This window comes from Metabacillus litoralis (assembly GCF_003667825.1).
In the GTDB taxonomy this organism is placed as follows: Bacteria; Bacillota; Bacilli; order Bacillales; family Bacillaceae; genus Metabacillus; species Metabacillus litoralis_B.
In genome coordinates this window covers 26730-40447 of record NZ_CP033043.1, presented here as the reverse complement: position 1 = coordinate 40447, position 13718 = coordinate 26730, and the positions used below count along the sequence as shown (strand labels likewise).

Genomic DNA, 13718 nt, shown 5'->3' with positions numbered 1-13718 from the left:
CAATCACCTTTCAGTTAGTAATCTTATATTTACATATGAATTCTATTTAATGTTTAAATACCCTTTAATTTGTTTAAGTCTATAAATGAATAAAAGGCTTACATTTTTATTGTAAGCCTCACAAATTTTCTAAATTCCAGCAATATTAAATTACCCTAGAACTGGAGTGAATTCACCAGTTATCGTCTGATATCCATTATTCTTATCATACTCTTGTTTACGCTCCAACCCGAATTTCTCTAAGATTGGCAAATCATTTGTTGAGAATAAATAACTATCACTTGAAGCAACGTGCTCGTGTAACGCCCAGTTTGGTACAACAAAGAAATCTCCTTTTGACCAATCAAATCGAACGCCATTAATAATTGTATACCCTTCTCCTTCATGCACGTGATAGATAGAAGCATGTGTATGGCGGTGTGCTTTTCCTCTAAATCCAGCGGGAAGCTTCTGCATCCAAGCGGCAATAGTAGGACATGCTGTGTCACCATTTGAAGGATTCATATACTCAATTGCATAGCCATCATATGGATCTGGCTCAAATCGGCTTAAGCCGTTGATTGCTGTCTCTGTTCCTTGCCATTTATAGGAACCTAGAGGGGCTTTTTTCGAATGCCGGTCCGAAATTGGACGAACCATTCCTCCTTCATAACGCTGTGAACTATAGTTATCTGGAAGACTAGGCTGCTCAATCCGATCTGGATATGGTTCAAAGAATGTTCCGCCAAGATAGTAGATTGTTGGTATATCAAGACAGTCCATCCAAATCATTGGTTTATCACCTTCATGTCCATGACCGTGCCATAGACCGTTTGGTGTTGTTAAGAAATCTCCTCTTTCCATGAAGATTCTTTCACCTTGGACAATGGAGTATGCTCCTTCACCTTCCATAACAAAACGAAGCGCATTTTGCACATGTCGATGAGATGGTGCAGTTTCACCAGGCTGTATTAATTGAACGGCAGCGTATAGTGTTTGAGTCGTCGATGCCCAACCCCATGGCTTTCTGTAATTAAGACCTGGGTTTTGTAAATAAATCGCTCTTCTTTCTCCCCCACGATCTGGAGTGAAAATTTGTGTAGCTTCCTGTAGCTTTTTCATTAACAATTCACTTTTCCATAAGTATGCCTGTGCATGTGGTTCAGGGGTATGCTTCATTAAATCCGGAATTGCATTCCATAAGGGTCCTAAATGGTATTGCTCTATGTCTCTATTAAAATCCTGAACAATCGTACTGTTAAAAAATTCATTCTTTTCAGCCATATCTTCTCCCCCTATTCCTGACTATACTTTGATAAATTGCGTTGAATTTGATGTTCGTGCTTTTCAACATGCTCCACGATTAAATGGTTCACGATAAACTCAACTGATTTTCCATCAAAGCGTGGGTTACGGCTTGGAGCAATGATTTCTAAATCCTTACTTGAAAGGGCTCGCAGCGTTTCTTCAACATAAACTGGAATGGAGGCAAGTTGGTCTAGTACATCCGAAATCTGCAGACTGTTTACATTTTCCACCGACACTGTTTTCAATCTTGTTTCATCCGTTAAGCCTCGACCCCAAGCTTTCTCAGGATGCTCTTTTATCTGTTGAATCTCCCTCACCCAATAAGGAATGGCTTCAGCAACATGAGTAATAATTTGCATAATAGACCATTCTTCCGCTGATGGATTCCATCTAATTTCCTTCTCTGAAAGGTTCTTTACTACTCCAATGATGCTTTGAATTGATAATTGAACAGATTCAATCGCGCTCGTTTGTAATGTTTTGGTCATGATACTGGCACCTCCGCTGTTTGTTTCACTTTATTTTCAAGAACTCCCACCTGCTCGACCTCAATTCGAACCACATCGCCATCTTTTAAAAACACTTGTGGATCCCTTGCGACCCCTACTCCTCCTGGTGTGCCAGTCAGAATAATATCGCCTGGCTCAAGCGTCATAATATTCGATAAAAATTCAACAAGATAAGGAACCGAGAAAACAAGATTCGCAGTATTAGAACGTTGACGCTCTTCTCCATTCACCGTTAAAACGATATCTAATCCAGATGGATTTGTTAGTTCATCTGCTGTAACTAACCAAGGACCCATTGGAGCGCTTCCATCTACTGCCTTGCCTTGGAGCCACTGTAATGTTCGACGTTGTAAATCACGATACGTAACATCATTCACAATCGTATATCCCGCCACATATTTAAGAGCCTCATCTTGTGAAACATTGCGTGCACGTTGTCCAATCACAAAAGCAAATTCAGCTTCATAGTCCAGCTGCTCTGAAATTGGATGAAATGGAATATCATCCTGCGGTCCAACAACTGTATTGGCAAATTTAGCAAAAACAACTGGATGTGGAGGCAATTCACGCTTCATTTCTAAAATATGCTCACGATAATTATGACCAACGCAAATCATTTTGCCAGGAGCAGGAACAGGTGCCTCTATTTTCACATCTGAAATGGCAAATACAAGCTTACGCCCCTTTACTTCAGCATTACTTATCGCATAAGCAATTGCCTTTTTTGCTTCCTCAATGCTCTCAGACCCACCTTGTAGAAATTCCATCATTTCTCCTGGAACAAAAGCTTCAGCAATTTTTTCCGCACGTAGCTTTCCTTCTGACTCAAGTAAGGAACAATAAGCTGCGTTTAAATCAATCACGTTTTCATTCTCTATTGCTCCAATTCGGGTGATCCCATCTTTCGTAAACGATACTAGTTTCAACTTCATTCCCTCCAAATCGAAAAATTGTTATGATCTTGCTCATATTATATCGAGATGAAGATTAAGCTCACATTCTATCGTTCTTCTATATGGAACATTTATATAGAAAATTAAAATAAGCTGAGATTCAATCTCAGCCTTTGTAACGATTATTCTCTTTACTCTTTCGTAGCCTTACTAATTCAGTCATTTTCTCTCCCGAACGTATAACTTCCTCAATTAATCTATGACTTTTTAACTTACTTTTCATCCGATTTGCCGGCCCGACAATATTAATGGCTGCTAACACTTTCCCCTTCTCATTAAAGATTGGTGCTGCAATTGCCATCACATGTTCTTGTAATTCTTCGACACAAACAGCATGTTTTTCTGCTTTAATAAGATTTAACTTTTCGTATAAACTTTCATGGGAAGTTATTGTGTTGTTTGTATAACCTTCCAACTTATCGGGCAAAAGTTGTCCCCTTACTTCATGCTCCTGAAAAGCCAGTATAACTTGACCAATACTTGTTGCATGAATTGGATGTCTTTTCCCGATATGTGTAAACAGTGATGTTGGGTTATCACACTCAACCTTTTGAAGGTAAATCATATGATGATCTTCAAGAATCCCAAGATGTGAGGATTCACCTGTTCTTTCCGTTAGCATATTTAAAACAGGAACTGATTCATTTAAAATCGGTAACTGTGAACTCACAAGATTTGTTAAGGTTAAGACAGATGTTCCTAAGCTATAACGATTTGAACGAGGATCTTTATAAACAAAGCCTTCACTTGCCATAGAGGCAAGAAGTCTGTGAACGGTACTTTTGCTTAACCCTAAACTTTTGGCAACATCTGTTACACCTTGTTCAGGATGGTCCATTGTAAAGCCTTTTAAAATACTCAAAGCATTTGCTAGAGATGAGTCTCTTTTCTCCTTCAATACACTCACTCCACTCTTTTAGACTCTTACATTTTTATTCTTCTCTATCAATTCACTAAAAAGCATAACATTTCCTTTGTTAAATAGAGGAAACTCACTCTTTTTTTGTATAATAAAAGAAAGATATTCTTGTAAAAGGTGTGGAGCTTAATGAATAAGGATACCCCTGTAAAAGCCATCTTATCATCAGTTAAAAATGCAATGAGAATATTACGCTTGTTCAAAAAGGGACAGGAAGAATTAAGTGTAACCGAGATTGCAAGTCTCATTGATTTACCAAAAAGCACTGCACATCGATTAATTTCGGAGCTGGTTTATGAGGGTTTTTTATCTAAAAATCCAAAAACAAATCATTATCGTTTAGGACTATCACTTCTTACATTAGGTGGTGTTGTGTTTAGTCATAGAGATCTCTATCTTGAGGCACAACCTATAGTAGACAATCTTGTAGATGAGTTAGGGGAAACCGCTCATATATGTCTTCTCGAAGATAATGAAGTTGTTTATTTGTTTCGAAAAGAATGTGATCAGCCTGAAAGACTTTTAACATATATGGGAAGGAAAAATCCTATTCATTGTACAAGTGAAGGGTTAGCTATTATGGCATTTCAAAAACAAAAGATAATAAACAGCTTCTTAAATAATACTCTTTACCCTTACACTGAGTTCACGCTAACAGATCCAAGGGAAATAAGAGAGGAAATGAGTAAAATTAGAAAAAAAGGCTATGCCATTACACCAAACCACTTTTACAAAGGCTTTGTTGGAATTGCTGCCCCTATTTATGATCATACAGAAAACGTAGTAGCTTCTGTTTCAATCATTAGCTCAATGTCTCGTATTACGGAGGATAAATATCCTCTATTCATTGATAAAATAAAAGCAGCAGGAAGTCAGATTTCTGAAATGCTGGGTTACTTTAAATAAACCATCCAGCTGTTTATCACTGGATGGTTATTAGCTTTACTAGTATTTATAGTAGGTAAAACGTATTTCCCTCTGGTCCAATCGGAAGGTGCCCAGCCTCTATTAGTTCAACAATTGGTAAAAAAATGTTTTCTTCTCCTGCTAGCTCTGCTGTGCATGCCATCACGCTCACATACATAGCTAAGCCTACTAGATGTTCGATCGTTTTCTTTTCTTCAAATTGCTGAAACAGATGTGAGTAAGCGCCATGAAAAATGAGTTCTGGCACTAGATCACCTATTTCCAAAAGGTACTTCTCGTGTCCAGCTTGCTTAATTTTGTTGCTTAACTCATCGGGAATTCCTTTTAAAGCTTCCCACATTTCACTTCCTTCAAAAGTAAGGCGTCCTATTGTTTCTGGAACCTCATCTATTGATAACCACTTTATTTCATAAGAATTAACATCAAGATAATCCATAAATTCGATGACTTTTTCCTCTGCCTCTAGGTTTTGCTGCCCAGCCTTCTCCCCCCATTTAATATGTTGTAATCTCTTGATCATTGTATCAATGGTTGCCTGCGAATCAACACCTGCAACATTTATGATTTCAGCCATGTATCTTCTCCTCCCTTCAATTGGATACTCTTAATATTTTGTTGTTAATTCAGGTGGTCCAAATTTAGGGCCATAAGGACCTTCATCTAACCAACGTCCCAATCTAGGAATAATGGATACAAGAGATGCCGCCAATTCACGCTTCATATTCATATCGAGGGCATTTCCTTGTAAATGATGTAGAGCTGTGCTTGAGCCGTCACGGTTCCACAACGCTGCAATTCTACGTTCATTTGCCACCGCCTCAATGGCTTCTGTTCGCTCTTCTTCTGAATTAGCTTTTAGCGCTTTTTCGATTCCACGAACAGCTAACAGTGCATCAGGAACTCCAGAGTTTAGACCGCGAGCACCAAATGGAGCGAACAAATGAGCTGCTTCCCCCGCAAGAAGAACTCTATGTCCTTCGTCTGTAAACGAATTAGCAACAACCTGATGAAAACGATATGTTGATACCCATGTAATTCTTTCCGCGTATTTTGAATCCATTACGTTGGGTAGCCACTTTTTCACTCCTTCAATATTTGAAAACTCATCTGGATTATCGTTTTCTAGTAATTGAAGGTCGACACGCCAACCACCTTTAAAAGGAACAAACATCACATTACGTCCTCCCATTGCAGGGTGTTGATAATGGAATGTTCTCTCAAGAGGAAGCGGATTCTCCGCGTCTTCTTTAACATCGACGACAAGGAAAGTATCATTTGTTCTCGGACCCTCAAACTTTAAGCCCGCTTGTTCCCGAACTACAGAACGAGCCCCATCACTACCAATAATGTATTTAGCTTCCCATTCTTCACCAGATTTCGTCGTTAAAATCACACGATCTTTCCCAATTTCCAATGTATCTACTGGTGAATTCCAGGAAAACTCCACACCAGCTTCCAAGCATTCTTCATAAATATGTTTTTCAATTTCATCTTGATGAAGTGCTGTAAAATGCGGTAGTTTATGAGGATCCTTGTTATTTGTTACTCCATAATTACGTACATACACTTCTTTACCTTTGTACAAAGTTCTTTTTACTGGCCATATAATTCCGTTTCTTGCTAGAGTAAAACCAAGTCCTTTTGCTGTTTCTTCTAAAAGCTTTAACGTGGCACTATGCAAATAAATGGCACGACTCCCAGGGCGTTCACGTCCATATGGCTCTGCTTCTATAACAACTGAAGAAATCCCCTTTTTTTGTAAAGCAAGGCCAGCCACAAGTCCAACCGGACCAGCACCAACAACGATCACATCACATTTCTTTCGATTCGACATTTCCTTCTCCCCTTTAGTTAAATTGTTTTCTTCTTGTCTAAATTATAAGAAATGGAAACGATTTTTCTTATCCTATTGTTCTTCTATACGGAACAAGAAAATAGTTATTTTTAAAAAAATCTATTAAAATTCCCTAACAAAATCACTTTATTAGTATCCATACAAAAAGACTCATAGTAGAAGATCTTTCTACCATGAGCCCTCAAAGCTAGCATTCTATTTTTTCAACTGCGTGGCAAACATCGACCTCAAATCCACCAATTTGTTCAATTTCAATCTTTACCTTATCACCATGCTCAATTGGACCAACGCCTTCTGGAGTACCTGTTGCAATAATATCTCCAGCATTTAGAGTCATATTATTACAAGCCACCTCAAAACACTTATAGCAATCATAAATCAAATGCTTTGTACTTCCATCCTGACGTATTTCATCATTTACCCACAAAGTCATTTTTAAATCATTAGGATCTTCAATTTCATCGGCAGTGACAATCCATGGACCAATTGGTGTAAACGTATCAAACGACTTTCTCCATGTTCTTTCTTCATTTCCTCTAATTGATATATCTAACAGAGCAAAATATCCGAAAATATAGTTTTTTGCATCTTCTGCTTTTACGTTTTTTGCTTTTTTACCAACAATATAGCCAAGCTCTGCTTCATGATCTGTTCGACGGTCTTTAAAAGGTAGAATAATCGGGTCGTTCGGTCCCGAAAGTGATTCAGGAGACTTTAGAAATAATGCCAAATCTTCAATCGTTCTCGGGGCATTGTTAAACATTTTGTTCATTTCAATTTGATGGTTTTTATAATTAACCGGTGCAGCCCAAATTTTCTTTGTGGATGGTACAGGTGAATGAAGCTTTACACTAGATAAAGGATATGATGTACTCGTTGCCAAGGCATCCTCTATTCTTCCTTTCAACACACCATAGTTTTCAATAAGGCGTTGAAAGGATTCACCTGGGTTAGACGGCTTCCATTCCACTGCATTTGATACATCAATGATTTTATTTCCTTGAATAATTCCAAGTAAATTCTCGTTAAAAATCGCGATTTTCATTGCAGGCTACCTCCTTATCTTATAGCGTGTTATCCGGTACAAATACCTTTTCCACAATTTGATGGCCATCATTTTCTTTATATACTTCACTGTACTCAAGGTCTAATTTTTCCATAACAGGTTTGTCATTAAATGAAAACAAGAATACATCACTTTCTCCAGTGTTTACATGTTCATGCATACTCCATGGCGGTAAGATAAAAAAGTCACCTTTTTCCCACTCAAACTTCTCTCCATTAATAACCGTATAGCCTGAGCCTTCAAGAACATGGAAGATAGCACTATGCACATGTCGATGTGCTTTTGTTTGTTGACCGGATTTAAGCTTTTGCATCATCGTTCCAATTCGAGAATCTGCAGAGCCTCCAGTTGTTGGGTTAATATATTCAATCGCATAGCCATCATAAGGATCGTTATCTGATTCTGTCATTTCATCTAATAAATACTTCACTCGATCAAACTTATATCCAAAGATTGGTGAAGGATAACCAGGCTCCTTTGATTCATTAAGCTTCTTAAATGCACCCATTGAAAATTGCTTTGTTGAATAGTTTTCAGGTGCTTCCATTGGATAGGTTTCCTCTTCATATGGTTCAAAAAATGAGGCAGCCATTGTTTTCACTAGTCCAACATCTAGTCCATCAAGCCAAAACATCGGCTCCGTTCCTTCATGTTTATGTTCATGCCACGTCCATGCCGGAGTTAAAATCATATCTCCACGCTCCATATATGTTTTCTCCCCATTAACGGCTGTATATGCTCCGTCTCCTTCAATAACAAAGCGAATTGCTGACTGTGAATGATGGTGTGATGGTGCACTTTCACCTGGTAACAGCAATTGAATACCAGCATATAGAGTATGTGTACCATAACCTACAAGACCTCGTTTTAATAAACTTGGATTTTGTAAATAAACAACGCGTCGCTCAGCATCCTTACCTGGTTCAAGTAACTCTCCTGCTTTTAACACATATTCTCGGATTGTTTTCCATTTCCACAAATATGGTTCAACATCATGAACAGGCTCCTTTGTAACCATATGTCCGAGGTCATACCAAAGCGGTCCTAAATGCTGCTTCTTCATCCCATCGTAATACTGTTCCAATTCCTCTTTAACAAACACATCGTTTTTTGCCATCTTCCTTCACTCTCCCTATATGGATTAAGATTTATATTTTTCTTCTTTTATAATGAAGTCAGCAATCCTTCGTTTTGCCTTTACAAAATCCTTCTGACTACTTCTCACGAGTCGGCATGCCAGTTGGGATAACGATTCTTCATCACCTAAATGCGGCAAGAGATTTAATGCTCTTATCGCTAATTGCTGTGATTGTTCATGTGTGTACAATATTGTGTAATCTAGCTTTTGCTGGTTTCTATCGAAGCCGGATAATTTAATCACCTTTTCTGTTCTTAATATCGCACTCTCGATTGCATAGATACATGAAACAAGGTCAGCAAGAAATGCCGCAACTTCTTGTTCTTCGTTTAACTTGACCAAATCATATTTTTGTATAGAAAAAATCATTGCATGATACAATTTTTTTAATAGATGAAGAGTTTGTTTTTCCTGAATGAGAATTCCATCTTGCGCTTTTGTTTGTTCAATCGGCTTTTCATACGTTTTAAGTATTGTCGAGGCTATATTTAATCGATTAATTTCATTTGTCCCTTCAAAAATACGAGTGATTCTGGAATCACGATATAATGTTTCAATTTCGTATTCGGTCATGTATCCATAGCCTCCATGCATTTGAAGGGCTTCATCTACAACAAAATCTAGTGTTTCTGTTGACATCACCTTATTGATAGAGCATTCAACTGCGAGATTGCTGATTGCTGATGCAACATCTTCTTGATCGGCTAATTGGTTAAAAGACTTTTCTAACAATCCTGCTGTTCGATAAATAGAACTTTCATTTACATATGTTTTGATCACCATATCGGCAATTTTATCCTTAATTAAATGAAAGCTAGAGAGTGGCTTTCCAAATTGTCTTCGCTGATTGGCATAAGTGATCGCTAGCTCAATCGCATGCTTGGCTGTTCCAAGTGATGTGGCAGCTATTTTATGTCGTCCTATATTTAAGACATTAAGTGCAATGATATGCCCTCTTCCAATTTCACCAATGATGTTTTCCTTAGGAACCTTCACATTGTCTAGAATAACCGAACAAGTAGAAGATCCCTTTAGCCCCATCTTTTTTTCCTCTGGACCAATCGATACTCCATCGAAGTTTTTTTCTATAATAAAGGCAGTAAACCTTTCTCCCTCCACTTTTGCAAACACGATAAAAAGACCAGCAAAACCAGCGTTTGAAATCCACTGCTTTTCCCCATTCAAAATATAGTAACGATTACATTCGGAAGTGACGGCTGTTGTTTTTATATTCATAGCATCGGTCCCAGCTCCAGGCTCTGTTAATGCGTAGGCTGTAATAAGATCTCCAGTTAAAATGGCGGGTAAGTATTTTTCTTTTTGCTTATCTGTTCCAAAATAAGCAATCGGAAGAGCACCAATCCCGGTTTGCCCGCCAAATGTTATCGCAAAAGAACGAGCAGGTGCCATCTTTTCTGAAAGTATCGTTGCGGAGACTTTACCAAGACCTAGACCTCCAACAGCCTCTGGGATATCTGCACTGATTAATCCAAGCGCACCGGCTTCTTTCAGCAGTCGTACCGTTTCATCAAACTGCTGATTTTCTATTTTTTGTAGGGAGGGTCTTACGTCCTTAACAACAAACTTCTCAACTAAGTCTTTCATCATTTCATGCTCTTGATTAAACTCCTCCGGGATAAATACTTCATCAAGCTCAACATCATTGTTTAGATAATGCAGTTTCTCTTTTTCCCTGAGCATGTTTTAAACCTCCACAGTTTGGTCAGGCTGTAGCATTTTTGCTCGAACTTCTTCGGGAATTGGCTGTGCTTTTGGCTTTTCTTTAAAAGAAGTCCAAGCACGAACTTCATATCCTTTTGCTATTTCTTTTTCTCCCCTTAAGAACACATGACTAATTTTAAACACTTTATTTTGAATTTCCTGAACTGTGCTTTGAACTCTAACAGAATCTTCAAATAAAAGTGGTTGCTTGAATTGACAATTTGCCTCAAGAATCGGACAGCCTATTTGCTGTTCTTGAAATAACTTGGAAGATGGATAGCCAATGGCTGATAAATATTCATGTGTTGCCTCATCCATCCATTTATAAAAATTGGGATAAAATACGATACCTGCAGCATCTGTATCTCCCCATCTCACCTTAAAATCATAGTTGTTTTTCATCTAAAGGCCCCTCTTTCACTTTAAACAGGGCGACTTATTTCCCCTGCCAATTGATCTCGCAGCTTTAGCTTTTGAATTTTCCCACTAGCTGTTACTGGAAAGTTCTTTGTGAAAATTACTTTTCCAGGCAATTTATAGATAGCAAGCTGTTCCTTTAAATAGTCTTTCAGTTCCTCTTCCGTGCTTGTTCTTCCATCTTTTAACCGAATGACAGCACAAACAATTTCGCCTAGTGTTTCGTCTGGAAGTCCAACTACAGCTGCTTCAGCAATATTCGGATGCTTCATTAAAACACCTTCAATTTCTTGAGGATAAATGTTAAAGCCTCCGCGAATGATCATTTCTTTTTTTCTACCAACAAACGTTAAGTAACCTTGTTCATTTAATTTTCCTAAATCACCTGTATAGAACCAGCCTTCATCATCCAATACATGAGCCGTTTGCTCAGGCAGCTTGTAATAGCCCTTCATCATCCCAAAACTTTTAATGGCAATCTCACCAACAACTCCATTTGGAACTGCTTCTCTTTGATCATCTACAATTTTTAAATGTACGCCAGGAATAGGCTTACCGACAGTTTCACAGATGTTTTTTTCTTCATCATCGTATGGCGTCATTGTCACTGAAACAGTTTCTGTAATTCCATAAGATTGACAAAGATTAATTCCCAGTCGTTCTCTAATTTCCTTCATTTTTCCTGGTGAAATAGCAGAAGCTCCTACGATTCCTGCTCTTAAAGAAGAAAGATCATACTGATCAAAATTTTCCGTTTCCAATACTTTAATAAACATGGTTGGAACACCTTGTTTAATCGTCACCTTTTCTTGCTGTATCAACTCTAACATTTGCTGTGGATGGAATTTTTCTTGCAGCACCATCCGCGCTCCTGAGGATATTGCACAATAGAGATTAATCGCCATACCAAAGATATGAAAAAATGGTGCTGCAATCACAAATACGTCTTGATCTGTACAAAATAGCTGTCTTTTAATTGTATTTGCAGATTGTACAACACTTCGATGTGTAATCATGACTCCTTTTGGAACGCCTGTTGTTCCAGAGGTATATAAAATGCAATTAATGTCGTTATTCGTATCAATTTCCGCTTCATCAGCTTCATTTTCATGATTTACAAGTAATTCATCATACGATGGAAGACCCTCTAGCTTGGATTTTACCGTGATCGCTTCAGGTACAAGATAAAGAACTTCTTTGAATCCAATGTTTTCTTCAAAATGTTCCGTAGCAAAAAGAATTTTAGGTTCAGAGTTATTTAAAATAAAATTCACTTCATGTTTTTTATACTTAGGGTTAAAAGGAACAAGTACACCCCCAAGTTTAGCGACAGCAAAGAAGATAATGGCCGTTTCATAAAAGTTAGGTAATGCTACAGCAATTCTGTCACCTTTTTTTATTCCCTTAGCCCTTAAGCCTGCTGCAATACGGTCCACATCTCTTAAAAAGTCCGAGTATGTAACTCGATTCTTTAAGTCGTAAATGGCCTCTTTTTCACCATACTGGGTAGCTGTCCTTTTTAGTAAACCATACAAGGTCATTTGATCTTCTTTGTGATTCATGACTAGCATCCCTCTCCCTTGTTTCTAGGTCTTAACAAGTGATAGATAAGAAATCCCTATATTTTTAATAGTATATATCCTAGAAATTGATCCCAATTCACACATATTAGATTCGATATAACGCTTTCATTTCCTTGAAAATTTAAAATATTTCTTTTCTAGCAAACAATTATAATGCTTCCCAGATAGCAGCAATTCCTTGACCGCCTCCGATACATACTGCAGAAGCACCGTATTTTTTGTTTCTTCTCCTTAATTCATAAATAAGGGAAGTAGAAATTCTTGTTCCACTTGCAGCTAATGGGTGCCCGATCGCAACCGCTCCACCATTGACATTTCCAATTTCTAAATCAAATCCTAGCACTTTTTGGCAGGCTAGATATTGTGCTGAGAAGGCCTCGTTAATTTCAATTAAATCTAAATCTTCTAGTTTCATATTTGCTTTTTTCAACGCACCTTGAATAGCTGGAACAGGACCAATTCCCATATACTTAGGCTCAACACCGACAACTTCCCAAGAAACTAAACGCGCGATTGGTGTTAAACCACGCTCAGCCGCATAATCACTAGATGCAACAACTATCGCAGCAGCTCCATCCACCATTCCACTAGCATTCCCAGGTGTTACCACGCCATTTTCAACAAATCGTGGTTTTAGTTTAGCAAGCTGTTCCAAACTTGTGTGACGAACATGTTCATCTTCTGAAATCACTTTATCGCCTTTTCGTCCCTTGACTGTAACCGGAACAATTTCTTCTTGTAAATAGCCCTTTTCTCTTGCTGCCAATGCACGTTCATGACTTGAGAGTGCATGTTGATCTACTTCTTCTCTTGTTACATTGTATTTTGCTGCAAGATTTTCGGCTGTTTCTCCCATCGTGCAATTTCCATAGGTATCATAAAGACCATCCCATACCCAATCCTCAACAACTGGTGCACCAAGCTGACTTCCCCACCTCATTCCACGAATAACGTGAGGCACCTGACTCATGCTTTCTGTTCCACCAGCTAATACTACATTTGCTTCATTTGTTATAATATAGCGCGCAGCCGTTAAAACCGATTCAAGGCCAGTGCCACATAAGCGATTAATGGTTAGAGCAGGAACATCAATTGGTGTCCCTGCCTTTAACCCTACATGTCTTGCTAGAAGATGAGCATCTTTACTTGATTGCTGAACATTTCCAAAAACTACTTGATCAACATCCTCACCAGTGATTTTTGCTCTTTGTAATGCTTCTGTCGCTGCAATCGCACCCAAATCAGTTGCGGTAATCTCACGAAACGATCCGGAAATCTCGGCAAATGGCGTTCTTGCTCCTTCTAAAATCATGATATCTTTCACGGTATTTCACCCCATTTT

13 protein-coding genes are annotated in these 13718 nt (G+C 38.3%); 1 reads left to right on the top strand and 12 read right to left on the bottom strand.

Annotation, left to right across the window (positions count from 1 at the left end; all coding sequences use genetic code 11):
* Positions 1-150 precede the first annotated feature (150 nt).
* The 4 genes from D9842_RS00175 to D9842_RS00160 form a co-directional block, all read right to left on the bottom strand.
* Positions 151-1263, bottom strand: coding sequence for a cupin domain-containing protein (locus D9842_RS00175; RefSeq protein ID WP_121660736.1), 1113 nt, complete (start codon positions 1261-1263; stop codon positions 151-153).
* A gap of 11 nt (positions 1264-1274) precedes the next feature.
* Entirely contained in the window at positions 1275-1775 is a 501-nt protein-coding gene (locus D9842_RS00170; protein WP_121660735.1) for a DinB family protein, read from the bottom strand.
* The gene (locus D9842_RS00165) at positions 1772-2722 is read right to left on the bottom strand and encodes a fumarylacetoacetate hydrolase family protein (protein WP_121660734.1); all 951 of its coding nucleotides are present in this window, start codon (positions 2720-2722) and stop codon (positions 1772-1774) included. Before D9842_RS00165 ends, D9842_RS00170 begins: the two co-directional genes overlap by 4 nt.
* A 133-nt stretch (positions 2723-2855) precedes the next feature.
* Positions 2856-3647, bottom strand: a complete 792-nt coding sequence (locus tag D9842_RS00160) for an IclR family transcriptional regulator (RefSeq protein WP_121660733.1) — start codon at positions 3645-3647, stop codon at positions 2856-2858.
* A gap of 150 nt (positions 3648-3797) precedes the next feature.
* Here D9842_RS00160 and D9842_RS00155 point away from each other — a divergent pair, with 150 nt between their 5' ends.
* Positions 3798-4574, top strand: a complete 777-nt coding sequence (locus D9842_RS00155) for an IclR family transcriptional regulator (protein WP_121660732.1) — start codon at positions 3798-3800, stop codon at positions 4572-4574.
* Positions 4575-4620: 46 nt separating this feature from the next.
* On the opposite strand, the gene D9842_RS00150 is transcribed toward D9842_RS00155, so the two are convergent.
* The 8 genes from D9842_RS00150 to D9842_RS00115 all read right to left on the bottom strand — a co-directional run bounded on the left by D9842_RS00150 (position 4621) and on the right by D9842_RS00115 (position 13700).
* Positions 4621-5169, bottom strand: a complete 549-nt coding sequence (locus tag D9842_RS00150; RefSeq protein WP_121660731.1) for a hypothetical protein — start codon at positions 5167-5169, stop codon at positions 4621-4623.
* 30 nt (positions 5170-5199) lie between these two features.
* Complete coding sequence (locus D9842_RS00145) at positions 5200-6429, bottom strand: FAD-dependent monooxygenase (RefSeq protein ID WP_121660730.1); 1230 nt, start codon at positions 6427-6429, stop codon at positions 5200-5202.
* A 208-nt stretch (positions 6430-6637) separates the two neighbouring features.
* The gene (locus tag D9842_RS00140) at positions 6638-7495 is read right to left on the bottom strand and encodes a fumarylacetoacetate hydrolase family protein (RefSeq protein WP_121660729.1); all 858 of its coding nucleotides are present in this window, start codon (positions 7493-7495) and stop codon (positions 6638-6640) included.
* A 19-nt stretch (positions 7496-7514) separates the two neighbouring features.
* Positions 7515-8633, bottom strand: a complete 1119-nt coding sequence (locus D9842_RS00135; RefSeq protein WP_121660728.1) for a cupin domain-containing protein — start codon at positions 8631-8633, stop codon at positions 7515-7517.
* Positions 8634-8657: 24 nt separating this feature from the next.
* On the bottom strand, positions 8658-10355 hold the full coding sequence (locus D9842_RS00130) for an acyl-CoA dehydrogenase family protein (RefSeq protein ID WP_121660727.1): 1698 nt from the start codon (positions 10353-10355) through the stop codon (positions 8658-8660).
* A gap of 3 nt (positions 10356-10358) precedes the next feature.
* Positions 10359-10778, bottom strand: a complete 420-nt coding sequence (locus D9842_RS00125) for an acyl-CoA thioesterase (protein WP_121660726.1) — start codon at positions 10776-10778, stop codon at positions 10359-10361.
* 20 nt (positions 10779-10798) lie between these two features.
* Positions 10799-12355, bottom strand: coding sequence for a class I adenylate-forming enzyme family protein (locus D9842_RS00120; protein WP_121660725.1), 1557 nt, complete (start codon positions 12353-12355; stop codon positions 10799-10801).
* A gap of 169 nt (positions 12356-12524) precedes the next feature.
* Entirely contained in the window at positions 12525-13700 is a 1176-nt protein-coding gene (locus D9842_RS00115) for an acetyl-CoA C-acetyltransferase (RefSeq protein ID WP_121660724.1), read from the bottom strand.
* Positions 13701-13718 lie beyond the last annotated feature (18 nt).